Consider the following 25,034-nt stretch of genomic DNA (forward strand, 5'->3'; position numbering starts at 1 on the left):
CGCTCCTACAGGGGGAATTTGTTCGTTCAGATGCTAATGCGAGTCAGGTGAGCATCGGGTTCCTGGTTGACGCTCAAGTGCTGGACGATCGCTTCCTGCAAGCGGCTGCAAAGCTGCGGATCGGACAACGGCTGGTTGTGGGCGTCGGTGATGAAGAAAACGTCTTCCACCCGCTCGCCGAGCGTGGCGATCTTGGCGTTCTGCAGCGACAGGTCGAATTCCAGGAAAATATGGCCGACTCGCGCCAGCAGGCCCGGGCGATCCGGTGCGCTGAGCTCCAACACCGTGACCTGACGCTGGGCGTCGTTGTGGATCGTCACTTGTGGTGCAAAGGCAAAATGCTTGAGCTGGCGGGGCACGCGTCGCTGGATGATGGTCGGATAGTCCGCCGGGTTGCGTAGAGCGTCGGTGAGTCCGTCGCGAATCTGCTTGACCCGCGCCGGGTTGTCGCCAATAGAGTCGCCGTCAGTGTCGAGCACGATATAGGTGTCGAGGGTGAACTGGCTGGTGGACGTAATGACCCGAGCGTCATGGATGTTGAGATTGAGCTGGTCCATCGCCGCCACCGTCACCGCGAAGAAGTCGTGCTGGTCCGGCGCATAGATGAAGATCTGCGTGCCGCCCTCGAACTCGCGCTGGGTGGTTTCCTTGATCAACACCAGCGGCCCGCCATCGGCCGGTTGCTGCAGGATCGCGTCGCTGTGCCAGGCCACGTCGCCGGCGGTATGGCGCAGGAAATAATCATCACCCAATTGCGACCAGAGCTGCTCGACGTCGTCCGGATCGGTGCCCCCGCGCACCAGGATATCCAGGGCCGCGCTTTGGGTGCGGCGGATCTGCTCTTCGCGGTCCACGGGGTTTTCCAGGCCACGGCGCAAGGCGCGCTTGGTCTCGGTGTAGAGCTGGCGCAACAGGCTGGCTCGCCAGGAGTTCCACAGGGTCGGGTTGGTGGCGTTGATGTCGGCAACGGTCAGCACGTAGAGGTAATCCAGGCGGGTTTCGTCGCCAACGGCCTGGGCGAAGTCATGGATCACCTGCGGGTCGGACAGGTCCTTGCGCTGGGCGGTGGTGGACATCACCAGGTGGTTCTGCACCAGCCAGACGATCAGCCGGCTGTCCCAAGTTGGCAGTTGGTGCCGCTGGCAAAAAGCCTCGGCATCCACCGCGCCAATCTCGGAATGGTCGCCCTGGCGGCCCTTGCCGATGTCGTGATACAGCCCCGCCATGTAGATCAGCTCGGGCTTGGGCAGCTTGGCCATGAGCTTGCTGGCCAGCGGAAATTTCTCCGACACCTGGGTGTACTGCAGCTTACGCAGATGCTTGATCAGGTTCAGGGTGTGGGCGTCGACCGTGTAGATGTGGAACAGGTCGTGTTGCATCTGCCCGACGATGTAGCCGAATTCCGGCAGGTAGCGCCCCAGGATCCCGTAGCGGTTCATGCGTCGCAGGTTGCGGTGCACGCCGATCTTGCACTTGAACAGTTCGATGAACAGGCTGGTGTTGCGGATATCGTGGCGGAAATCATCGTCGATCAGATGCCGGTTTTCCCGCAGCAGGCGAATGGTATCGGCGCGCACGCCCTTGATTTCCGGTTGCTGGGCCATGAGCACGAAAATCTCGAGCATGGCGAACGGGGTGCGGCGGAACACATTGGCATTGCGCGCTTCGATGTAGCCGTCGTGCAGTTGGAAGCGCGAGTTGATCGGCTGCGGCGGCTCCTCGTCCTCGGGGGCGAGGATGACCTCTTCGAAGTGCTGGATGATCAGTTCGCTGAGCTGGGCGATGCTCATCACGACACGGTAGTACTGCTGCATGAAGTTTTCGATGGATTGCTTGGCATCCTGTCCTTCGAAACCCAGCAGGCCGGCAATGGAGCGCTGATGATCGAACAGCAAGCGGTCCTCGGAGCGTCCGGCGAGCATGTGCAGGGCGTAGCGGACCTTCCATAAGAATTCCTGGGACGATGCCAGCAAGGCGTTCTCGCTTTCCACCAGGAAACCTTCGCCGGCCAGGGCTCGCAGGTTCAGCGTGCCGTACTGACGGCGGGCGACCCACAGGATCGTCTGGATGTCACGCAGCCCGCCGGGCGAGCCCTTGACGTTGGGCTCCAGGTTGTATTCGGTGTCGTTGTACTTGTGGTGCCGGGCCTTCTGCTCGGCATGCTTGGCCAGGAAAAAGTCTTTGCTGGGCCACATGTGCGCGGTGCTGGTCACATCCAGCATGCGCTGGCGCAGGCGCTCGGGGCCGGCGATGGTGCGGCTTTCCATCAGGTTGGTGATCACCGTCAGGTCGGCGCGGGCCTCGTCGGCGCATTCCTGCACAGAACGCACGCTTTGGCCGACTTCCAGGCCAATGTCCCACAGCAGCGTCAGGAAGCGCTCGATGGAATCGCGGAAAATCTCGTGGTCCGCGCTTTCCAAAAGGATCAGCAGATCAATGTCGGAATAGGGGTGCAGTTCGCCACGCCCGTAGCCGCCCACCGCCACCAGGGCGATGTCGGCATCCTCGCTCCAGTTGAACTGGTCCCAGGCCTTTTGCAGGATGTTGTCGACGAACCAGGCGCGGTCTTCGATCAACCGGCGGATATCGCGGCCACTGCGAAAGCGCTGGTCGAGCACTTCGTGGGCCTGGCGGATCGCCTTCTTGAACGCCGAAATGGGGCTTGCCTTCAGGGCCAGTTCAGCCTGGAACTGGCCGCGGTCGAAGAGTTCGGGGTCCACCTGCGGCATCGAATGACTTTCCTTTCTATCTATATCTATAGGCTGGGTACGGGTCAGGCGGAAACACGCGCGATGGTGTCATCGCTGCGCAGGGTAAAGATTTCGTAGCCGGTCTCGGTGACGAGCAGCGTGTGCTCCCATTGCGCCGACAACTTGCGGTCCTTGGTGATGGCGGTCCAGCCGTCGCCCAGTACCTTGGTGTCGGCGCGGCCCTGGTTGATCATCGGCTCGATGGTGAAGGTCATGCCCGCCTGCAGTTCCATGCCGGTGCCGGCGCGGCCGTAATGCAGGATCTGCGGTTCTTCGTGGAACACCTTGCCGATGCCGTGGCCGCAGAACTCGCGCACCACCGAGAAGCCGTTCTTCTGCGCATGCTTCTGGATCACTTCGCCGATGTCGCCCAGGCGGCAGCCCGGTTTTACCAGTTCGATGGCCATGTACATGCATTCCTGGGTGACCTTGGACAGGCGTTCGGCCCACTCCGGTACGTTGCCGACATGGAACATCCGGCTGGTATCGCCATGGTAGCCATCCTTGATGACAGTGACGTCGATGTTCAGGGTATCGCCGTCCTTCAATGGTTTCTCATTGGGGATGCCATGGCAGACCACATGGTTGATCGAGGTACAGATCGACTTCGGAAAGCCTTTATAGTTGAGCGGGGCAGGGATGGCTTTCTGCTCGTTGACGATATAGTCGTGGCAGATGCGGTCCAGCTCTTCAGTGGTAACGCCCGGCTTGACGTAGTCGGCGATCATTTCCAGCACTTCGGCGGCGAGTTTGCCGGCGACACGCATTTTAGCGATGTCCTCGGGAGTCTTGAGGGTAACGGTCATACAGGCTCTCTCTGCGCCCGACGGCGCTGTTCAAAACGAAATGGGCGGCGGATGATGATCCATGCGGCCCTGAAAGAGGCGATTCTAACAGACGATCAGCGCAAATCCCCGTCCACATGCATCGCTTCTCTCTATAGGGGTGTGCATCCATGGCCCATGAAAGGGCTGTGGGAAGGGGGCTTCACCGGGATTTCAGAATCCGTGTTCCGTTTTCGCCCTTGCTGTGGTATAAAATGCGCCGCTTTCCGGGGATGACCCCGTAAGCTTAAATCCACACACGTGTCGACACGATGACCTGGGTGCCTTCGGCTTTCACCGCCGCTGGTTGGTCATTGGGATACGTGGAGGCCAAACCCGACTTATCAAGGAACTATCATGTCCCAAGTCAACATGCGCGATATGCTGAAGGCCGGTGTGCACTTCGGCCACCAGACCCGTTACTGGAACCCGAAAATGGGCAAGTACATTTTCGGCGCGCGCAACAAGATCCACATCATCAACCTTGAAAAAACCCTGCCGATGTTCAACGAAGCACTGACCTTCGTAGAGCGCCTGGCCCAGGGCAAAAACAAGATTCTGTTCGTCGGCACCAAGCGTTCCGCCGGCAAGATCGTTGCTGAAGAAGCAGCACGTTGCGGTTCGCCGTACGTCGATCACCGCTGGTTGGGCGGCATGCTGACCAACTTCAAGACCATCCGCGCTTCCATCAAGCGTCTGCGTGACCTTGAAGTCCAGTCCGAAGACGGTACTTTCGCCAAGCTGACCAAGAAAGAAGCGCTGATGCGCACTCGCGATCTTGAGAAGCTGGACCGCTCCCTGGGCGGTATCAAGGACATGGGCGGTCTGCCTGACGCACTGTTCGTGATCGACGTTGACCACGAGCGCATCGCGATCACCGAAGCCAACAAGCTGGGTATCCCGGTCATCGGCGTTGTCGATACCAACAGCAGCCCGGAAGGCGTTGACTACATCATCCCAGGCAACGATGACGCCATCCGCGCCATCCAGCTGTACATGGGTTCGATGGCTGACGCTGTTATCCGTGGTCGCAACAACGTTAATGGCGGCACCGAAGTCTTCGCTGAAGAAGCTCCGGCGGCAGCCGCTGAGTAATTGACGCCCTGGCGTTGACTCAGTAAGCAAAAAGGGGGCTTGGCCCCCTTTTTGCCACCTCGAAAACCACTTGTCGCAAGCGCAGCTACCTGTTTGTAACCTGCAGCGATCTATAAACAGTGGTTTTTCCAGGAAGAATTGATCGCCCGTTCGGTCGGGTGGAATGGTTGAAAACCTATCCAAGAGGATTTTGAAATGGCAGAGATTACTGCAGCGTTGGTCAAAGAACTGCGCGAGCGTACCGGCGAAGGCATGATGGATTGCAAGAAAGCCTTGACCAAGGCTGGCGGCGACATCGAGAAAGCCATTGATGACATGCGCGCTTCGGGCGCCATCAAGGCTGCCAAGAAAGCTGGCAACGTTGCCGCTGAAGGCGCCATCGCCATAAAGGACGACGGTAAAGCCGCCGTTCTGCTGGAAGTCAACTCCCAGACCGACTTCCTGGCTCTGCAGGATGACTTCAAGGCATTCGTCGCTGCCAGCGTCGAAAAAGCTTTCGCTGACAAACTGACCGACGCAGCTCCGCTGATCGAAGCTCAGGAAGAAGCCCGCCTGGTCCTGGTTGGCAAGACCGGCGAAAACGTCAACATCCGTCGCCTGGTTCGCGTTGAAGGTGATGTGGTTGGTACCTACCTGCACGGCAACAAGATCGGTGTTGCAGTTGTCCTGAAGGGCGGCGATACCGAGCTGGCGAAAGACATCGCCATGCACGTGGCTGCAACCAACCCTGAGTTCCTGCTGCCTTCGGACGTTTCGGCTGAAGCGATCGAGCGCGAGAAGGGTGTTTTCCTGCAGCTGAACGAAGAGAAGCTGAAAGGCAAGCCTGCTGAAATCGCTGAAAAAATGGTCAGCGGCCGTATTTCCAAATTCCTGGCCGAAGCCAGCCTGGTTGAGCAGGCGTTCGTCAAGAACCCGGAAATCAAGGTCGGCGACCTGGCTAAGAAAGCCGGCGCTGAAATCGTTTCGTTCACCTACTTCAAAGTAGGCGAAGGCATCGAGAAGCCGGTCGACAACTTCGCTGAAGAAGTTGCTGCTCAGGTAGCTGCTGCCAGCAAGCAATAAGACGGTTCAACGACTGTCGCCCAGAAGAGGCTGCCCGCTCACGCGCGCAGCCTCTTTTTGGATGAGGATGCCGATTTATATTGGTTTCCTGTCGGAACTGGCTTACAAAGCCGTGTTCCGATGGCGCTGTGTCAGCGTCAAGCTAGAGTGAACGAGGCTGCAAACAGCCCGTTAAGAATTTTTTGAGAAAATACGCCGCAGGAGAGATTCGCAATGGCTCAGCAGGGCAGTGGTTATCAGGCTCGCTATAAACGCATTCTACTCAAGCTTAGCGGCGAGGCCCTGATGGGCTCGGAAGAGTTCGGGATCGATCCGAAAGTGCTGGACCGCATGGCTCTGGAAGTTGGCCAGTTGGTCGGGATCGGCGTACAGGTCGGCCTGGTCATCGGCGGCGGCAACCTGTTCCGTGGTGCAGCGCTGAGCGCGGCGGGCATGGATCGGGTCACGGGCGACCACATGGGCATGCTGGCCACTGTGATGAACGCTCTGGCTATGCGCGACGCGCTGGAGCGTGCCAATATCTCGGCCATCGTGATGTCGGCCATTTCCATGGTTGGCGTGACCGATCACTACGATCGCCGCAAGGCCATGCGCCACCTCAACTCCAAGGAAGTGGTGATCTTTGCCGCCGGTACCGGTAATCCGTTCTTCACCACGGATTCGGCCGCGTGCCTGCGAGCGATCGAAATCGATGCCGATGTCGTGCTCAAGGCAACCAAGGTAGATGGCGTGTACACCGCTGACCCGTTCAAAGACCCGCATGCCGAGAAGTTCGATCATCTGACCTACGATGAAGTGCTGGATCGCAAGCTGGGTGTAATGGATCTGACGGCTATCTGCCTGTGCCGCGACCACAAGATGCCGCTGCGCGTTTTCAACATGAACAAACCCGGTGCCCTGCTGAATATCGTCCATGGCGGCGCCGAAGGAACACTGATCGAGGAAGGCAAGCAATGATCAACGAAATCAAGAAAGACGCTGAAGAGCGCATGAAGAAATCCTTGGACTCCCTGAGCCACGCATTCGGTCAGATTCGTACCGGCAAGGCTCACCCGAGCATCCTCGGCAGCGTCATGGTGCCTTACTACGGCACTGACACACCGCTGAGCAGCGTTGCCAACGTCACCGTGAAAGATTCGCGCACCCTGCAGGTCGTGGCTTTCGAGCGCAACATGCTCGCTGCTGTAGACAAGGCGATCCAGAGCGCCGGTCTGAACCTCAACCCAACTAACCTGGGTGAGCTGCTGCTGATCCCGATGCCCGCTCTCACCGAGGAAACGCGCAAAGGCTTTACCAAACAGGCCCGTAGCGCTGCGGAAGACGCGCGTGTTGCCGTGCGCAACATCCGTCGTGACGCGTTGGGTGAGCTGAAGAAGCTGGTCAAGGATAAGGAAATCAGTGAAGACGAAGAGCGTCGTGCCATCGCTGATATCGATAAGCTGACCAAAGAATCCGAGGCCCAGATCACCAAGGCCACGGACGAGAAAGAAAAAGACCTGATGGCCGTATAAGGGTCTCGTTTTAATGGATAAGACCAAGCAGGCCGTGCCGTTCGCGGTGCCGCGCCACGTGGCGATCATCATGGACGGCAATAACCGCTGGGCCAAGAAACGCTTTATGCCCGGCGTCGCCGGGCATAAAGCCGGGGTTGATGCGGTCCGTGCAGTCATCGAGGTGTGTGCCGAGGCCGGCGTCGAGGTGCTCACCCTGTTCGCCTTCTCCAGCGAGAACTGGCAGCGTCCGGCCGATGAGGTCAGTGCCTTGATGGACCTGTTCCTCAAGGCCTTGCGACGTGAAGCCAAGCGCCTGGACGAAAACAAGATCAGCTTGCGGATCATCGGCGATCGTTCACGTTTTCATCCTGAGCTGCAGGCGGCAATGCGTGAGGCTGAGTCAGCCACGGCTGGCGCCGATCGGTTTGTCCTGCAAATCGCCGCCAATTATGGCGGCCAATGGGATATTGCCCAGGCCGCCCAGCGGCTGGCGCGGGAGGTTCAGGCCGGTCATTTGCGGCCAGAGGACATCACTGCCGACCTGTTGCAAACGTGCCTGGCGACCGGCGACCTGCCGCTGCCGGACTTGTGCATCCGCACCGGTGGCGAACACCGCATCAGCAATTTCCTGCTGTGGCAGCTGGCTTACGCCGAGCTGTACTTCTCCGACCTGTTCTGGCCGGACTTCAAACACGAAGCCATGCGCACCGCGTTGGCCGATTTCGCTTCCCGTCAGCGTCGTTTCGGTAAAACGAGCGAGCAGATCGAAGCTGGAGCCCGGGTTTAATGCTAAAACAACGAATCATCACAGCCTTGATCCTGTTGCCCATCGCCTTGGGTGGTTTTTTCCTGTTGGAAGGTGCGGGCTTCGCCCTGTTCATCGGCCTGGTCGTGACGTTGGGCGCTTGGGAATGGGCGCGGCTGGCGGGTTTTGCCTCTCAATCGGCGCGCGTGACCTACGCGGCGGCGGTAGCGGCCATGTTGTTCATCATGTATGTGGTGCCTGGTATTGCGCCCTGGGTACTGGGAGCGGCGGTGCTCTGGTGGGCAACCGCGACGTTCCTGGTCTTGACCTATCCGCGTACCACGCACCATTGGTCCAATGCCGCGACCAAGCTGGTGATAGGGCTGCTGATCCTGTTGCCGGCCTGGCAAGGGCTGATCTGGATCAAGCAGGGGCCTCTGGGCAACTGGCAGATCATGGCGGTGATGGTGCTGGTGTGGGGCGCCGATGTCGGAGCCTATTTTTCTGGCCGTGCCTTCGGCAAGCGCAAGCTGGCGCCAAAGGTCAGTCCTGGCAAGAGCTGGGAAGGCGTCTATGGCGGCCTTGCCTTGAGCCTGGTCATCACGGCGGTGGTCGGCTTCGTGCGAGACTGGACCGTCGCGCAACTGTTGATGGGGTTGTTCGGCGCAGCCCTCATCGTGTTTGTCTCGGTGGTCGGCGACTTGACCGAAAGCATGTTCAAGCGCCAGTCCGGGATCAAGGACAGCAGTAACCTGCTGCCGGGCCACGGCGGCGTACTGGATCGTATCGACAGCCTGACTGCCGCGATTCCTGTCTTCGCCGTTCTGCTCTGGATGGCCGCGTCGTGAGTCGTGCACAGCAGATCACTGTGCTGGGCGCTACGGGTTCGATCGGCCTCAGCACGCTGGACGTCATTGGCCGGCACCCTGAGCGCTACCAGGTGTTCGCCCTCAGTGGTTTCACGCGCTTGAGCGAGTTGCTGGCGCTGTGCATTCGCCACGCGCCACGGTTTGCCGTGGTGCCCGAGGCTGGCGTGGCGAGCGCGTTGCAAGACGACCTGCGGGCCGCGGGGCTGCAAACCCGGGTGCTCGTGGGGGAAGAGGGTCTTTGCCAGGTGGCCTCCGATCCGGAAGTCGACGCCGTGATGGCGGCGATCGTGGGTGCGGCGGGGCTGCGCCCGACCTTGGCGGCGGTGGAGGCTGGCAAGAAAATTCTGCTCGCCAATAAAGAGGCGCTGGTGATGTCTGGCGCGCTGTTCATGCAAGCGGTGCGCAAAAGCGGCTCGGTACTGTTGCCGATCGACAGCGAACACAACGCGATTTTCCAATGCATGCCGCAGGACTTTTCCCGTGGCCTGGGGACAGTGGGCGTCCGGAGGATTCTTCTGACGGCGTCCGGTGGTCCGTTCCGGCAGACACCGCTGGAAGAATTGGTGCATGTTTCACCCGAGCAGGCCTGCGCTCATCCGAACTGGTCCATGGGGCGCAAGATTTCCGTGGATTCAGCCAGCATGATGAACAAAGGGTTGGAGTTGATCGAGGCCTGCTGGCTGTTCGACGCCAAGCCGTCGCAGGTAGAAGTGGTGATCCACCCGCAGAGCGTGATCCACTCCCTCGTCGACTACGTCGATGGTTCGGTGCTGGCCCAGTTGGGCAACCCGGACATGCGCACGCCGATCGCCAACGCGTTGGCCTGGCCGGAGCGGATTGATTCGGGAGTGGCGCCGCTGGACCTGTTCGCGATCGCGCGCCTGGATTTCCAGGCGCCCGATGAACAGCGCTTTCCCTGCCTGCGCCTGGCGCGGCAGGCGGCCGAGGTGGGCGACAGCGCGCCGGCCATGCTTAATGCCGCTAACGAAGTGGCGGTTGCAGCGTTTCTCGATGGGCGTGTCCGTTACCTCGAGATCGCGAGTATCATCGAGGAAGTCTTGAACCTCGAGGCCGTGGTCTCCCTCGATGACCTTGACGCGGTATTTACCGTGGATGCCAGGGCTCGCCAGTTGGCGGGCCAGTGGTTGAGCCGCCACGGGCGTTGAGGCTGCGGTACGTTAGCCAGGGTTGTCCTGGGCAGGATTGTGGAGAAAACAGATGAGCGCGCTCTATATGATCGTCGGCACCCTGGTTGCGCTGGGTGTGCTGGTCACTTTTCACGAATTCGGCCATTTCTGGGTCGCGCGTCGCTGTGGCGTCAAGGTCCTGCGTTTTTCCGTCGGCTTCGGCATGCCCCTGCTACGCTGGCACGACAAGCAGGGCACTGAATTCGTTGTCGCGGCCATCCCCCTGGGCGGCTACGTGAAGATGCTCGACGAGCGCGAGGGTGAAGTTCCTCTCGACCAGCTCGACCAATCCTTCAATCGCAAGACCGTTCGTCAGCGCATCGCCATCGTGGCGGCGGGGCCGATCGCCAACTTCCTGCTGGCCCTGGTGTTTTTCTGGGCGCTGGCCATGCTGGGCAGCGAGCAGGTGCGCCCTGTCATTGGCGCGGTCGAGGCGGGGAGCGTTGCGGCGCGCGCCGGGTTGGGCGCGGGCCAGGAAATCGTGGCCATCGATGGCGAGCCAACATCAGGCTGGGCCGCCGTCAATCTGCAATTGGTGCGTCGCCTGGGTGAGAGCGGTTCCCTGCAGATGATCGTTCGCGAGGAGGGATCCACCGCGGACTCGCCCCGGGAGCTGGTACTCGATAATTGGCTCAAAGGTGCCGACGAGCCTGATCCGATCCGCTCCCTCGGGATCCGTCCATGGCGTCCCGCGCTGGCGCCTGTCCTCGCCGAACTCGACCCGAAAGGCCCGGCACATGCCGCGGGCCTGAAGACCGGTGACCGTTTGCTCGCGTTCGATGGGCGGGCGGTCAGCGACTGGCAGCAGGTGGTCGACTCGGTTCGTGTCCGTCCTGATGCCAAAATATTGCTGAGCGTGGAGCGCGACGGCGCCACGATTGATGTTCCCGTGACGTTGGCCGCCCGTGGCGAAGCCAAAGCGCCGACGGGTTACCTGGGGGCGGGGGTCAAGGCGGTCGACTGGCCACCGGAGATGGTTCGAGAGGTCAGTTTCGGCCCTGTCGCGGCAATTGGCGAGGGCGCGCGGCGTACTTGGACCATGAGTGTCCTGACCCTCGACTCGCTGAAGAAAATGTTGTTCGGCGAGCTCTCGGTAAAAAACTTGAGTGGACCGATAACCATTGCTAAAGTGGCGGGCGCTTCTGCCCAGTCGGGCGTCGCTGATTTCCTGAATTTCCTTGCTTATCTGAGCATTAGCCTGGGGGTTCTGAATTTGCTGCCCATCCCGGTACTGGATGGGGGGCATCTGCTGTTTTATCTGATCGAGTGGGCGCGTGGGCGTCCCTTGTCGGATCGGGTGCAAGGTTGGGGGATACAGATCGGTATCAGCTTGGTGGTCGGGGTGATGTTGCTTGCCTTGGTCAACGATCTGGGTCGTCTGTAACGCTTCGCTGAATTGCGAATCTGCCGCATTTTGCGGCAGTTTGTTTATTGCCAGTTGGAATAAGAAAGGACTTCATGAAACGTCTGCTGCTAACTGCGGTTCTCACCGTATTGATGATCGCCGAAGTTCACGCCGAGTCCTTCACTATCTCTGATATTCGCGTCAACGGCCTCCAGCGGGTTTCCGCAGGTAGCGTCTTTGGTGCCTTGCCGCTGAACGTCGGCGAGCAGGCGGATGATCGGCGCCTGGTGGAATCCACTCGTGCGTTGTTCAAGACCGGCTTCTTTCAAGATATCCAGCTGGGCCGCGACGGCAATGTCCTGGTCATCACGGTCGTCGAGCGCCCTTCGGTCGCCAGTATCGAGATCGAGGGCAACAAGGCGATTTCCACTGAGGACCTGATGAAAGGCCTCAAGCAATCCGGCCTGGCCGAAGGCGAGATCTTCCAGCGCGCCACTCTCGAAGGTGTGCGTAACGAGCTGCAGCGCCAGTACGTCGCCCAGGGTCGCTATTCGGCCACCGTCGACACCGAAGTGGTGCCGCAGCCACGCAACCGCGTCGGCCTGAAGGTCAACATCAACGAAGGCACCGTGGCGGCCATCCAGCACATCAACGTGGTGGGCAACACGGTTTTCCCGGATGAAGACCTGATCGACCTGTTCGAGCTCAAGACCACCAACTGGCTGTCGTTCTTCAAGAACGACGACAAGTACGCCCGTGAAAAACTTTCCGGTGACCTGGAGCGCCTGCGTTCCTACTACCTGGACCGTGGCTACATCAACATGGATATCGCTTCGACCCAGGTGTCCATTACCCCGGACAAGAAGCACGTCTACATCACCGTCAACGTCAACGAAGGCGAGAAGTACACCGTTCGTGACGTCAAGCTCAGTGGTGACCTGAAAGTCCCTGAAGACCAGGTGAAATCACTCTTGCTCGTGCAGAAGGGCCAGGTGTTCTCGCGCAAGCTGATGACCACCACGTCCGAGCTGATCACCCGTCGCCTGGGTAACGAGGGTTATACCTTTGCCAACGTCAACGGCGTGCCGCAGCCGCACGATGAAGACCATACCGTCGACATCACCTTCGCCGTGGATCCGGGCAAGCGTGCCTACGTCAACCGCATCAACTTCCGTGGCAACACCAAATCCGAAGATGAAGTGCTGCGTCGTGAAATGCGCCAGATGGAAGGCGGTTGGGCGTCGACCTACCTGATCGACCAGTCCAAGACCCGTCTGGAACGCCTGGGCTTCTTCAAGGAAGTCAACGTCGAGACCCCGGCCGTACCGGGCGTCGATGACCAGGTGGATGTGAACTACAGCGTTGAAGAACAAGCTTCCGGCTCGATCACCGCCAGCGTCGGTTTCGCCCAGAGCGCGGGCCTGATCCTGGGTGGGTCGATCACCCAGAACAACTTCCTGGGCACCGGTAACAAGGTCAGCCTCGGCCTGACCCGAAGCGAGTACCAGACCCGCTACAACTTTGGCTACGTGGACCCCTACTGGACCGCCGACGGCGTGAGCCTGGGCTACAACGCCTTCTATCGCACCACCGACTACGACGAGCTCGATGCTGACATCTCCAGCTACGCCGTGGACAGCCTGGGTGCGGGTGTGAACGTTGGTTACCCAATCAGCGAGACTTCGCGCCTTACCTTCGGCCTCACCGCGCAGCAGGACAAGATCAACACCGGTCGCTACACCGTTGACGAGATTTTCGATTTCGTCGAGAAGGAAGGCGATAACTACCTGAACTTCAAGGCGTCTGTCGGCTGGTCCGAATCGACCTTGAACAAGGGCGTGCTGGCGACGCGCGGTCGGTCCCAGAGCCTGGTGCTGGAAACCACCACCCCTGGCAGTGACCTGTCGTTCTTCAAGCTCGATTACCGTGGCCAGTTGTTCCAGCCGTTGACCGACAACTACACCATGCGCCTGCACACCGAGCTGGGTTATGGCGATGGCTACGGTTCGACCGATGGCCTGCCGTTCTATGAGAACTACTACGCCGGTGGTTTCAACTCGGTCCGTGGTTTCAAGGACAGCACCTTGGGCCCGCGCAGTACGCCGAGCCGTGGCACCAACCCGGGGACCATCCGCGATCCGGACCAGGATCCGCTGCCGTTCGGTGGCAACGTGCTCATCCAGGGCGGCGCGGAAATCCTGTTCCCGATGCCGTTCGTCAAGGATCAGCGCTCCCTGCGTACCTCGGTATTCTGGGACGTGGGTAACGTATTCGACTCCAGTTGTGATGACACCACCAACGCTAACGGTACGAGTTCCAATACCAAGTGCAACGACATCAGCCTCAGCAACCTGGCCAGCTCCGTCGGTGTGGGCGTGACCTGGGTCACCGCGCTGGGCCCGTTGAGCTTCGCATTGGCGATGCCGATCAAGAAACCGGACGACGCTGAAACCCAAGTGTTCCAATTCTCCCTCGGCCAGACGTTCTAAGCGTCTGACCCAAGATAACGACAACGGATTTTGTAGGAGTACATCGTGCGTAAGTTGACTCAATTGGTTCTCCTGGCGACCGTGCTGGTCGCAGGCCCGGCTTTTGCCGACATGAAAATCGCCGTGCTGAACTATCAGATGGCCTTGCTGGAGTCCGACGCGGCGAAGAAATACGCCGTAGACGCCGAGAAGAAATTTGGCCCGCAACTGACCAAGCTCAAAGGCCTGGAAAGCAGTGCCAAAGGCATTCAGGACCGTCTGGTGGCCGGTGGCGACAAGATGGCCCAGGGCGAGCGCGAACGCCTGGAGCTTGAATTCAAGCAGAAGGCTCGTGACTTCCAGTTCCAGTCCAAGGAACTGAACGAAGCGAAAGCCGTGGCCGACCGTGAAATGCTCAAGCAGCTCAAGCCGAAACTCGACAGCGCCGTGGAAGAAGTCATCAAGAAAGGTGGTTTCGACCTGGTGTTCGAGCGGGGCGCAGTGATCGATGTCAAACCTCAATACGACATCACGCGCCAGGTCATCGAGCGCATGAACCAGCTGAAGTAATCCATGACAGCGACTATCAAGCTCGGCCAATTGGCTGAGTTCCTCGGCGCCACCCTGCGTGGCGACCCGGAGAAGGTCATCACTGGGCTAGCCACTTTGCAAGAGGCTGGCCCAGCTCAGTTGAGCTTCCTGGCAAATCCCCAGTACCGCAAATACCTGGCTGACAGCCGGGCTGCCGCGTTATTGCTCAAGGCTGGCGATGCCGAAGGGTTTGTCGGCGATGCGCTGATCGTGGCCGATCCGTACCTGGCGTACGCGCGAATTTCCCATCTGTTCGATCCCAAGCCCAAGTCGGCGGCAGGCATTCATCCCAGCGCGGTGATCGCGTCGGATGCCGTCGTCGATCCCTCGGCCAGTATCGGTCCCTTCGTCGTCATCGAAAGCGCGGCCCGGATTGGCGCCGGCGTGACGCTGGGCGCCCATTGCTTCATCGGTGCGCGTAGCGAGATCGGCGAGGGCGGTTGGCTGGCTCCGCGGGTCACCCTCTACCACGATGTACGCATCGGCAAACGGGTGGTGATCCAGTCCGGCGCGGTGCTGGGCGGTGAAGGGTTCGGTTTCGCCAATGAGAAGGGCGTCTGGCAAAAGATCGCCCAGATTGGTGGCGTGAGCGTTGGCGACGACGTGGAGATAGGAGTCAATACGGCCATCGACCGTGGCGCGCTGGCCGATACGGTCATCGGCAATGGCGTCAAGCTCGATAACCAGATCCAGATCGCCCACAACGTCCAGGTCGGTGATCACACCGCCATGGCGGCTTGTGTCGGCATTTCCGGCAGCACCAAAATCGGCAAGCACTGCATGCTCGCCGGCGGCGTGGGCCTGGTGGGCCATATCGATATTTGTGACAACGTATTCCTGACCGGGATGACCATGGTGACCCACTCGATTACCGAGCCGGGTGCCTATTCTTCCGGCACAGCCATGCAACCGGCTGCCGAGTGGCGAAAGAGCGCGGCGCGTATCCGCCAGCTCGACGACATCGCGCGGCGCCTCAAGCAGGTGGAAAAGCGTGTAGGGGACGTGACCCCTGGCGGTAATGCTTCATCAGATGGCTGATACCATTTCCATATCAAGTGTGCACAGCCGCTAGGCCCTGGCCTCCTTGATTTGCTAGCGGGGTGCGCGTCAATCGTGCGCTCCCAATCTTTACATAGGCTTCCCCCCGAAATGATGGACATCAACGAGATTCGCGAATACCTGCCTCACCGTTACCCGTTCCTGCTGGTGGATCGGGTCGTGGACCTGGATGTTGAAGGCAAGCGCATTCGCGCCTACAAGAATGTCAGCATCAACGAACCGTTCTTCAATGGCCACTTCCCAGCGCATCCAATCATGCCGGGCGTGTTGATCATCGAAGCGATGGCTCAGGCTGCCGGGATCCTTGGTTTCAAAATGCTCGACGTGAAGCCTGCCGATGGCACGCTGTATTACTTCGTCGGCTCCGACAAGCTGCGTTTCCGCCAGCCGGTGACCCCGGGCGATCAATTGATCCTCGAGGCCAAGTTCATCAGTTGCAAGCGCCAGATCTGGAAATTCGAATGCCAGGCTTCGGTCGACGGCAAGCCGGTCTGCTCCGCTGAAATCATCTGCGCGGAACGCAAGCTATGAGTTTGATTGACCCTCGCGCAATCATCGATCCGTCGGCCGTGCTGGCCGCCGATGTCGAGGTTGGCCCTTGGTCAATCATCGGCGCAGGTGTGGAAATCGGCGAGGGCACGGTGATCGGTCCCCACGTAATTCTCAAGGGCCCGACCCGGATCGGCCGGCACAATCGCATCTACCAGTTTTCATCGGTAGGCGAGGACACGCCCGATCTCAAGTACAAAGGTGAAGAAACCCGCCTGGTGATCGGCGATCACAATGTGATTCGCGAAGGCGTGACGATCCACCGTGGCACCGTCCAGGACCGTTCCGAAACGACGCTGGGCGATCACAACCTGATCATGGCCTATGCCCATATCGGTCACGACAGCATCATTGGCAACCATTGCATCCTGGTCAACAACACCGCGTTGGCCGGCCATGTGCATGTGGATGACTGGGCGATCCTGTCCGGTTTCACCCTGGTCCACCAGTATTGCCATATCGGTGCCCACAGTTTCTCCGGCATGGGCACCGCCATCGGCAAGGATGTCCCGGCCTATGTCACGGTGTTCGGTAACCCGGCCGAAGCCCGCAGCATGAACTTCGAAGGCATGCGTCGTCGTGGTTTCAGTGAAGAGGCGATCACGGCCTTGCGCCGCGCCTACAAGGTCGTCTACCGCCAGGGCCTGACGGTCGAGCAGGCGCTCGCCGAACTGGCCGAAGCGTCAGTGCAGTTCCCGGAGGTCGCGACATTCCGCGACTCCATCCAGTCTTCGACCCGCGGCATCACCCGCTGACCATGGCCAATCTGCGTATTGCGCTGGTGGCGGGAGAGGCTTCCGGTGACATCCTGGGTGCCGGCTTGATGCGCGCGCTCAAGGCGCAGCATCCCGCGGTCGAATTCATCGGTGTCGGCGGCCCGTTGATGCAGGCCGAAGGCCTGGAGTCCTACTTTCCCATGGAGCGGCTGTCGGTCATGGGCCTGGTGGAGGTGCTCGGGCGCTTGCGCGAGTTACTGGCCCGTCGCAAGAAACTGATCCAGACGCTGATCGAGGAGAAACCGGACGTCTTCATCGGCATCGACGCGCCGGACTTCACCCTCAATATCGAGCTCAAGTTGCGCCAGGCTGGCATCAAGACCGTGCATTACGTCAGCCCGTCCGTCTGGGCCTGGCGGCAGAAGCGGGTGCTGAAGATTCGCGAAGGCTGCGACCTGATGCTCACGCTGCTGCCATTCGAAGCCCGCTTCTACGAAGAAAAAGGCGTGCCGGTGCGGTTTGTCGGGCACACCCTGGCCGATACCATTCCCCTGGAGGCAGACCGCGCGGCGGCTCGCCAGGCATTGGGCCTGCCGGAAGGGCCGCTGGTGGCGTTGATGCCTGGCAGCCGGGGCGGCGAGGTCAGTCGCCTGGGCGGGTTGTTCTTCGACGCCGCCGAACGGATGCGGACGATGCGTCCCGATGTCAGGTTTGTTCTTCCTTGTGCCAGCCCGCAGCGGCGCGGCCAGCTTGAAGCCTTGCTGGCCGAGCGCGATTTGCCGGTGATGCTGCTCGACGGTCAGTCCCACCAAGCGCTGGCCGCCTGCGATGCCGTGTTGATTGCCTCTGGCACTGCTACCCTTGAGGCGTTGTTATACAAACGCCCAATGGTGGTCGCGTATCGTTTGGCGCCGCTGACGTTCTGGATTCTCAAGCGCATGGTCAAGAGCCCTTACGTTTCCTTGCCGAATCTTCTGGCCCAGCGCTTGCTGGTACCCGAGCTGCTTCAGGACGATGCAACCGCCGAGTCGCTGGCCAATACGCTGTTGCCCCTGATCGACGGCGGCGAGGAACAGACCCGGGGCTTTGACGAAATCCACCGCACCTTGCGACGCGATGCGTCCAACCAGGCTGCGGAGGCTGTATTGACCCTGATCGGCAAGAAACAATGAGCAACGTAAAGCTGCAGATGGGCCTGGATTTCAACCTGGTCGCCGAGGTGGAACAGCTTGTCGCCGGTGTCGATGAAGTAGGACGCGGCCCGTTGTGCGGCGCGGTGGTAACGGCGGCGGTGATTCTCGATCCGACACGGCCGATTCTGGGTCTCGATGACTCGAAGAAACTCACCGAGGCCCGTCGCGAAAAGCTTTATGACGAAATCTGTGAGAAAGCCTTGAGTTGGTGCATCGCCCGGGCCGAAGTCGAAGAGATCGATGAACTCAATATCCTGCACGCCACCATGCTCGCGATGCAGCGTGCGGTGCACGGGCTGCATGTCACGCCGAAGCTGGCGATGATCGACGGCAATCGCTGTCCGAAACTGTCGATGCGCGCCGAGGCGGTCATCCAGGGCGACGGCAAGGTTCCGGCCATCGCAGCCGCCTCGATCCTGGCCAAGGTCAGCCGCGACCGGGAAATGGCCGCGTTCGAATTGATCTACCCCGGCTACGGGATTGGCAGCCACAAGGGTTATCCGACCCCGGTGCATCTGGAAGCCCTGGCACGCCTTGGGCCGACGCCGATCCACAGGCGTTCGTTCGCGCCGGTTCGGCTGGCTTATGAAGCGCGTGGTGGGCTGATCGTGAGTAATCAGGCTCCCATTACATAAAGGCGAATGTGGATTTGTGGCGAGGGGATTTATCCCCGCTGGGCTGCGAAGCGGCCCCAAAAGCCCATCAGGCAACGGGTTGTCAGCTAAAGGACCGCTTCGCGCTCCAGCGGGGATAAATCCCCTCGCCACAAAAGTAGTGTGCGCATTTGCCTGACGGGATACACATGGCTGATGTTTTACCCAAGGCCCGGTACAATCCGGGCCTTGTTGTTTTCATGACTTAACGCAGGATCACTATGCCGGCTTCATTCGTTCATCTACGCCTGCACACTGAATATTCCCTGGTCGACGGTCTGGTGCGGATCAAGCCCCTGGTCAAGACCCTGGTGGGCATGAACATGCCTGCCGTGGCGGTTACCGACCAGAACAACATGTGCTCGCTGGTCAAGTTCTACAAGAACGCCATGGGCGCCGGGATCAAGCCGATCTGCGGCGCCGACCTGTGGCTGGCGAGCAAGGACCCGGATGCGCCGCTGAGCCGTATCAGCCTGCTGGTGATGAATGCCGTGGGCTACCGCAACCTCACCGAGCTGATTTCCCGCGGCTTTATCGACGGCCAGCGCAACGGCTCGATCATCATCGAGCGCGAATGGGTGGCCGAGGCCAGCGAAGGCTTGATCATGTTGTCGGCGGCCAAGGAGGGCGAGATCGGCCTGGCCCTGCTCAGCGGCAATACCGAAGAAGCCGAGCAGCTCGCTCGCGACTGGATGGCGGTGTTCCCGGATCGCTTCTACATCGAGGTGCAGCGCACCAGCCGTCCCAATGACGAAGAGCACCTGCACGCCGCCGTGGCCCTGGCCGACAAGCTCGGTGCGCCGCTGGTGGCGACCAACGACGTGCGGTTTATCAAGCAAGAAGATTTCGAGGCCCACGAGACCCGCGTCTGCATCGGCGAGGGCCGCGCCCTCGACGACCCGCGTCGGCCGAAGAACTACAGCGACCAGCAGTACCTCAAGAGCGCCGAGGAAATGGCCGAGTTGTTCAGCGACCTGCCCGAAGCGCTGGAAAACACCGTCGAGATCGCCAAGCGCTGCAACATCGAAGTGAAGCTGGGCAAGCACTTTTTGCCCAACTTCCCGATTCCCGATGGCATGACCATCGATGAATATTTCCGCAAGGTCTCGTTCGACGGCCTCGAAGAACGGCTGAGCGTCCTGTTGCCCAAGGACACCACCGAAGATTACGAAGCCAAGCGCCAGGTCTATGTCGATCGGTTGAATTTCGAACTGGATATCATCATCCAGATGGGGTTCCCCGGCTACTTCCTGATCGTGATGGACTTCATCCAGTGGGCCAAGAGCAACGGCGTGCCGGTAGGCCCTGGCCGGGGGTCGGGCGCCGGGTCGCTGGTGGCCTACGTGCAGAAGATCACCGACCTCGACCCGCTGGAATATGACCTGCTCTTCGAACGTTTCCTCAACCCGGAACGGGTTTCCATGCCCGACTTCGACGTCGACTTCTGCATGGACGGTCGCGACCGGGTGATCGACTACGTGGCCGAAAAATACGGCCGCAACGCAGTGAGCCAGATCATCACTTTCGGTTCCATGGCCGCCAAGGCTGTGGTGCGCGACGTGGCGCGGGTGCAGGGCAAGTCCTACGGCCTGGCGGATCGCCTGTCGAAGATGATCCCCTTCGAAGTCGGCATGACCCTGGAAAAAGCCTACGAGCAGGAAGAAATCCTGCGGGACTTCATCAAGGTCGACGAAGAGGCCGCGGAAATCTGGGAGATGGCCCGCAAGCTCGAAGGCGTGGTGCGTAACGTCGGCAAGCACGCCGGGGGCGTGGTGATCGCGCCGACCAAGCTGACCGACTTCTCGCCGATCTATTGCGATGAAGAGGGCGACGGCCTGGTCACCCAGTTCGACAAGGACGACGTCGAGGCGGCGGGCCTGGTGAAGTTCGACTTCCTTGGCCTCCGGACCCTGACCATCATCGACTGGGCGCTCAAGACCATCAACCGCGACCGGGCCAAGGTCGGCGAAGAGCCGCTGGACATTGCCTTCATTCCGCTTGACGACAAGCCGACCTACAGCCTGTTGCAGAAAGCTGAAACCACGGCGGTGTTCCAGCTTGAATCCCGAGGCATGAAGGAGCTGATCAAGAAACTCAAGCCCGACTGCCTGGAAGACTTGATCGCACTGGTGGCCCTGTTCCGTCCGGGCCCGCTGCAATCGGGCATGGTGGACGACTTCATCAACCGTAAGCACGGGCGCGCCGAGCTGGCCTATCCGCACCCCGACTACCAGTACGAGGGCCTCAAGCCTGTACTGGCACCGACCTACGGCATCATCCTGTATCAGGAACAGGTGATGCAGATTGCCCAGGTGATGGCCGGCTACACCCTCGGCGGCGCGGATATGCTGCGTCGAGCGATGGGTAAGAAAAAGCCTGAGGAGATGGCCAAGCAACGCGGCGGTTTCATCGAAGGTTGTGCAAACAACGGCATCGATGCGGACCTGGCGGGCAACATCTTCGACCTGGTAGAAAAATTCGCCGGCTACGGCTTCAACAAATCCCACTCCGCCGCCTATGGCCTGGTGTCGTACCAGACGGCATGGTTGAAAGCACACTACCCGGCGCCGTTCATGGCGGCGGTGCTCTCGGCGGATATGCACAACACCGACAAGGTCGTGACCTTGATCGAAGAAGTGCGGACCATGAAGCTGCGCCTCGACGCGCCGGACGTGAACGCTTCGGAGTTCAAGTTCACGGTGAACGACGAAGGCCGCATCATCTACGGCCTCGGCGCGATCAAGGGCGTGGGCGAAGGCCCGGTGGAGGCGATCACCGAAGCGCGCCAGGACGGGCCCTTCAAGGACCTGTTCGATTTCTGCGCCCGGGTCGACCTCAAACGTATCAACAAGCGTACCCTCGACGGGCTGATCCGCAGTGGCGCCCTGGACCGTTTGGGCCCGTACTTCCATGACGAGCCGAAGGCCTACCAGGCCAACATCGACCGCAACCGCGCGGTGTTGCTGGCGGCGATGGAAGAAGCGATCAAGGCCGCCGAACAGACGGCCCGCACCCACGACAGCGGCCACGCCGACCTGTTTGGCGGGTTGTTCGTCGAGGAAGACGCCGATGTGTATGCCAATCATCGCAAGGCCAAGGAGCTGACCCTCAAGGAACGCCTCAAGGGCGAGAAAGACACCTTGGGTCTGTACCTCACCGGTCACCCGATCGATGAATACGAAGGCGAGATCCGCCGCTTCGCCCGTCAGCGCATCATCGACCTGAAGCCGGCACGCGACACGCAAACGGTCGCCGGCATGATCATCGCCCTGCGGGTAATGAAAAACAAAAAGGGCGACAAGATGGGGTTCATCACCCTCGACGACCGCTCTGGGCGTATCGAAGCGTCATTGTTTGCCGACGCGTTCCATTCGGCGCAGTCGTTGCTGCAGACAGATGCGATGGTCGTGGTGGAAGGGGAGGTCAGCAATGATGACTTTTCCGGCGGCCTGCGGTTGCGGGTCAAACGCGTAATGAGCATGGAGGATGCCCGCACCAACCTGGCCGAGAGCCTGCGCCTGAAGTTGCAGACCCAGGATTTGAAGGGCGATCAGCTACGCTGGTTAGGCGAGTTGTTCAAGCGCCACCGTGGTGCATGCCCGATCACCATGGAATATGTGCGCCCCGACGCCAAGGCCGTGCTGCAGTTTGGCGAGGGGTGGCGGATCGACCCGGCGGATGCGTTGATTCAAGCCTTGCGTGACCAGTTCGGCAAAGACAACGTCTTCCTCCAATACCGTTGACGGCCAGGGGCCACTCCCGCACCCGGAGCGCCCCTGACCTCGACTCGAATTTTTAATCTCGACCTGAACGCGCCTCTCCCTTAAGGTAGGGCGCGAATAGACAACCGGCCGGCCCAAGCTCTCTTGGACGTCGACCCAAGACGGACGCCTATGAACCCGAATTTTCTAGATTTCGAACAGCCGATCGCCGACCTGCAAGCCAAGATCGAAGAGTTGCGCTTGGTCGGTAACGACAATTCGCTGAATATCGGCGATGAAATCTCTCGGCTGCAGGACAAGAGCCGCACGCTGACCGAAGACATCTTCGGCAAGCTGACCAGTTGGCAGATCGCGCGTCTGGCGCGTCATCCGCGTCGTCCCTACACCCTGGACTACATTGAACACATCTTCACCGAGTTCGATGAGCTTCACGGCGACCGTCATTTCTCCGACGACGCCGCGATTGTCGGTGGTGTCGCCCGCCTGGACGACCAGCCAGTGATGGTGATCGGTCACCAGAAGGGCCGCGAAGTGCGCGAGAAGGTGCGTCGCAACTTCGGCATGCCGCGTCCGGAAGGCTACCGCAAGGCTTGCCGCCTGATGGAAATGGCCGAGCGCTTCAAGATGCCGATCCTGACCTTCATCGACACCCCAGGCGCCTATCCGGGCATCGACGCTGAAGAGCGCAACCAGAGCGAAGCGATCGCCTGGAACCTGCGCGTGATGGCGCGCCTGAAGACCCCGATCATCGCCACCGTGATCGGCGAAGGCGGTTCTGGCGGTGCGTTGGCCATCGGTGTCTGCGACCAATTGAACATGCTGCAATATTCCACCTACGCGGTGATTTCGCCGGAAGGTTGCGCTTCGATCCTCTGGAAAACCGCCGAGAAGGCACCGGATGCCGCCGAAGCCATGGGCATCACCGCCGAGCGCCTCAAGGGCCTGGGCATCGTCGATAAAGTGATCAACGAGCCAGTGGGCGGCGCCCATCGCGATCCGGCCGCAGCAGCGGCGCTGATTCGCGCTGAACTGAGCTCGCAGTTGTCGATGCTCAAAACCTTCGACAACGACGCGCTGCTGGCCCGTCGCTATGAGCGCTTGATGAGCTACGGTCTCTGATCTGATTGCAATACCTTGTGGGAGCGAGCCTGCTCGCGATAGCGATTTAACATTCAACTCCTGAGTTGACTGAGACACCGCCATCGCAAGCAAGCTCGCTCCCACAGTTGTTTATGCCCTAGGCTGACTCCTATGAACTCGAACACGGATCTGCCCAACCGGCTTCTCGCTCAGTTATCTGACTGGCGCAACGCGTCCACCTGGCGCATCGCCTTCTCCGGTGGCCTCGACTCCACCGTCCTGCTGCACCTGCTCGTTTCCCTGGCAAAAAGCCAGGTCCTGCCGCCCCTCAGCGCCATCCATGTCCACCATGGCCTCCAGGCCGTGGCCGAGGCGTGGCCGGAACATTGTCGCCGGGTCTGCGAGGCCCTTGGGGTACCGCTGCAAGTGATCAGCGTTGAGGTCCGGCCCGGCGCCAGTGTCGAGCGCGCTGCCCGGGATGCGCGTTACATGGCTTTCATCGCGGCGACGCAGAACAACGAAGTGCTGCTCACGGCCCAACACCGGGACGACCAGGCCGAAACCCTGTTGTTTCGTTTGCTGCGCGGGGCCGGGGCGCGGGGCTTGTCGGCAATGCCGAGGCGGCGGCCCTTGGGGCAGGGGCTTTTGCTGCGACCATTGCTCGATGTCTCCCGGGCGGAACTGGAAGCCTATGCCAGCCGGCATGGCTTGAGCTGGGTCGAAGATCCCTCCAATGACGATCATCGTTACGCCCGCAATTTCCTGCGGCAGCGGGTCTTTCCAGTCTTGGCCGAGCAGTGGCCCCAGGCGTCGCTGACCCTGGCCCGCAGCGCCGCGCACCTGAGCGAGGCGCAAGGCTTGCTGGACGAGCTGGCGCAGATCGACCTGGCGCGCGCCCTCACGCCGAATGCCTTCGATTGGCTCGGGCTGCGGTCCCTTGAAATGACATCTTTTCGGGCCCTGTCCCCCGCCCGGCAACGCAATGCGTTGAGTCATTGGCTGGCGCCGGTCACGAGGCTTCCCGACAGTGACCATTGGGTTGGCTGGGACTCGTTGCGTGATGCCAGGGACGATGGCCATCCTGTCTGGCGACTGGCCGATGGGGAAATACACCGGACCGGCGGACGCATCTGGTGGTTATCCGACCACTGGCTGCAGCCAGTCTCAGGCCCCGTTGAATGGCCTTGCGTGGATCAGCCTTTGGCCTTGCCGGGCAATGGCCGGGTGATCTTGCGCGGCGAAGCCCCCCCGGGACCGCTTTGCGTTCGCTATCGCCGGGGCGGCGAAGTCATGGAATTGCCGGGTCGTGGGCACCGGGACCTCAAGCGTTTGCTCAACGAAAACAGCGTGCCGGCGTTCGTCCGTGGCCGTTTGCCGCTCCTGTACCGGGGCGAGCAATTGCTGGGGTTGGCCAATCTGAAGGGGTTCGATCGGGACGCCAGCGACCGTTGGCAACTCATTTGGCAGCCATGAAAGGCAAGATCTGGGTTTGAGCTGAAAGGGGCTTTCCGGTAGACTACGCTCCCTTCTTGATACAACTTCTGTGGATTCGCCTGAATTGCAGGAGTTGCCGATTACCAAGCAGTCTTTGCTGGGCGATTCCAAAAAATGTGTAGCGAGCAACGTACCGGTG

Annotated in this window: 20 protein-coding genes; 18 read left to right on the forward strand and 2 right to left on the reverse strand. The window is 60.5% G+C overall.

What is annotated here, in order from left to right; genetic code table 11:
* Nucleotides 1–26 precede the first annotated feature (26 nt).
* Together J3P81_RS05430 and map are read right to left on the reverse strand one after the other, a co-directional pair.
* Entirely contained in the window at nucleotides 27–2,729 is a 2,703-nt protein-coding gene (locus J3P81_RS05430; protein ID WP_434562531.1) for a [protein-PII] uridylyltransferase, read from the reverse strand.
* A 44-nt stretch (nucleotides 2,730–2,773) separates the two neighbouring features.
* Nucleotides 2,774–3,556 carry a type I methionyl aminopeptidase gene (map, locus tag J3P81_RS05435; protein ID WP_186705495.1) on the reverse strand — a complete coding sequence of 261 codons (783 nt, stop codon included), beginning with the start codon at nucleotides 3,554–3,556 and terminating at the stop codon, nucleotides 2,774–2,776.
* Nucleotides 3,557–3,931: 375 nt separating this feature from the next.
* Here map and rpsB point away from each other — a divergent pair, with 375 nt between their 5' ends.
* From rpsB to tilS, 18 genes are all read left to right on the forward strand, one after another.
* Nucleotides 3,932–4,669 (forward strand): 30S ribosomal protein S2, encoded by a 738-nt coding sequence (rpsB, locus tag J3P81_RS05440; protein WP_003198231.1) that lies wholly within the window; start codon nucleotides 3,932–3,934, stop codon nucleotides 4,667–4,669.
* A gap of 195 nt (nucleotides 4,670–4,864) precedes the next feature.
* Nucleotides 4,865–5,731, forward strand: coding sequence for a translation elongation factor Ts (tsf, locus tag J3P81_RS05445; RefSeq protein WP_072387961.1), 867 nt, complete (start codon nucleotides 4,865–4,867; stop codon nucleotides 5,729–5,731).
* 213 nt (nucleotides 5,732–5,944) lie between these two features.
* Nucleotides 5,945–6,688, forward strand: a complete 744-nt coding sequence (gene pyrH, locus J3P81_RS05450; protein ID WP_039591983.1) for a UMP kinase — start codon at nucleotides 5,945–5,947, stop codon at nucleotides 6,686–6,688.
* The gene (gene frr, locus J3P81_RS05455) at nucleotides 6,685–7,242 is read left to right on the forward strand and encodes a ribosome recycling factor (protein WP_420764236.1); all 558 of its coding nucleotides are present in this window, start codon (nucleotides 6,685–6,687) and stop codon (nucleotides 7,240–7,242) included. The genes pyrH and frr overlap by 4 nt, the downstream gene beginning before the upstream one ends.
* 13 nt (nucleotides 7,243–7,255) lie before the next feature.
* A complete protein-coding gene (gene uppS, locus J3P81_RS05460; RefSeq protein WP_434562533.1) occupies nucleotides 7,256–8,011 on the forward strand; it encodes a polyprenyl diphosphate synthase in 756 nt (251 codons plus the stop codon).
* Complete coding sequence (locus J3P81_RS05465) at nucleotides 8,011–8,817, forward strand: phosphatidate cytidylyltransferase (RefSeq protein ID WP_420764238.1); 807 nt, start codon at nucleotides 8,011–8,013, stop codon at nucleotides 8,815–8,817. The genes uppS and J3P81_RS05465 overlap by 1 nt, the downstream gene beginning before the upstream one ends.
* Complete coding sequence (ispC, locus tag J3P81_RS05470) at nucleotides 8,814–10,004, forward strand: 1-deoxy-D-xylulose-5-phosphate reductoisomerase (protein WP_420764239.1); 1,191 nt, start codon at nucleotides 8,814–8,816, stop codon at nucleotides 10,002–10,004. Before J3P81_RS05465 ends, ispC begins: the two co-directional genes overlap by 4 nt.
* A 52-nt stretch (nucleotides 10,005–10,056) precedes the next feature.
* Nucleotides 10,057–11,409: an RIP metalloprotease RseP gene (rseP, locus tag J3P81_RS05475; RefSeq protein WP_420764240.1), complete on the forward strand. Its 1,353-nt coding sequence runs from the start codon at nucleotides 10,057–10,059 to the stop codon at nucleotides 11,407–11,409.
* Between the two features lie 74 nt (nucleotides 11,410–11,483).
* Nucleotides 11,484–13,859 (forward strand): outer membrane protein assembly factor BamA, encoded by a 2,376-nt coding sequence (gene bamA, locus J3P81_RS05480; RefSeq protein ID WP_420764241.1) that lies wholly within the window; start codon nucleotides 11,484–11,486, stop codon nucleotides 13,857–13,859.
* A gap of 45 nt (nucleotides 13,860–13,904) precedes the next feature.
* Nucleotides 13,905–14,408 carry an OmpH family outer membrane protein gene (locus J3P81_RS05485; RefSeq protein WP_003184901.1) on the forward strand — a complete coding sequence of 168 codons (504 nt, stop codon included), beginning with the start codon at nucleotides 13,905–13,907 and terminating at the stop codon, nucleotides 14,406–14,408.
* Nucleotides 14,409–14,411: 3 nt separating this feature from the next.
* On the forward strand, nucleotides 14,412–15,467 hold the full coding sequence (lpxD, locus tag J3P81_RS05490; RefSeq protein WP_434562535.1) for a UDP-3-O-(3-hydroxymyristoyl)glucosamine N-acyltransferase: 1,056 nt from the start codon (nucleotides 14,412–14,414) through the stop codon (nucleotides 15,465–15,467).
* A 111-nt stretch (nucleotides 15,468–15,578) separates the two neighbouring features.
* Nucleotides 15,579–16,019: a 3-hydroxyacyl-ACP dehydratase FabZ gene (gene fabZ / locus J3P81_RS05495; protein WP_003184897.1), complete on the forward strand. Its 441-nt coding sequence runs from the start codon at nucleotides 15,579–15,581 to the stop codon at nucleotides 16,017–16,019.
* Entirely contained in the window at nucleotides 16,016–16,792 is a 777-nt protein-coding gene (lpxA, locus tag J3P81_RS05500; RefSeq protein ID WP_420764243.1) for an acyl-ACP--UDP-N-acetylglucosamine O-acyltransferase, read from the forward strand. The genes fabZ and lpxA overlap by 4 nt, the downstream gene beginning before the upstream one ends.
* A gap of 2 nt (nucleotides 16,793–16,794) precedes the next feature.
* Nucleotides 16,795–17,925 (forward strand): lipid-A-disaccharide synthase, encoded by a 1,131-nt coding sequence (gene lpxB, locus J3P81_RS05505; RefSeq protein WP_434562537.1) that lies wholly within the window; start codon nucleotides 16,795–16,797, stop codon nucleotides 17,923–17,925.
* An 11-nt stretch (nucleotides 17,926–17,936) separates the two neighbouring features.
* Nucleotides 17,937–18,581, forward strand: coding sequence for a ribonuclease HII (gene rnhB / locus J3P81_RS05510; protein WP_420764449.1), 645 nt, complete (start codon nucleotides 17,937–17,939; stop codon nucleotides 18,579–18,581).
* Between the two features lie 239 nt (nucleotides 18,582–18,820).
* The gene (gene dnaE / locus J3P81_RS05515) at nucleotides 18,821–22,342 is read left to right on the forward strand and encodes a DNA polymerase III subunit alpha (protein ID WP_434562539.1); all 3,522 of its coding nucleotides are present in this window, start codon (nucleotides 18,821–18,823) and stop codon (nucleotides 22,340–22,342) included.
* 150 nt (nucleotides 22,343–22,492) lie between these two features.
* Nucleotides 22,493–23,440, forward strand: coding sequence for an acetyl-CoA carboxylase carboxyltransferase subunit alpha (locus tag J3P81_RS05520; RefSeq protein ID WP_420764246.1), 948 nt, complete (start codon nucleotides 22,493–22,495; stop codon nucleotides 23,438–23,440).
* A gap of 132 nt (nucleotides 23,441–23,572) precedes the next feature.
* Complete coding sequence (gene tilS / locus J3P81_RS05525) at nucleotides 23,573–24,874, forward strand: tRNA lysidine(34) synthetase TilS (protein ID WP_434562541.1); 1,302 nt, start codon at nucleotides 23,573–23,575, stop codon at nucleotides 24,872–24,874.
* Nucleotides 24,875–25,034: the final 160 nt, after the last annotated feature.

It is taken from the genome of Pseudomonas sp. R1-6 (assembly GCF_051132115.1).
In the GTDB taxonomy this organism is placed as follows: domain Bacteria; phylum Pseudomonadota; class Gammaproteobacteria; order Pseudomonadales; family Pseudomonadaceae; genus Aquipseudomonas.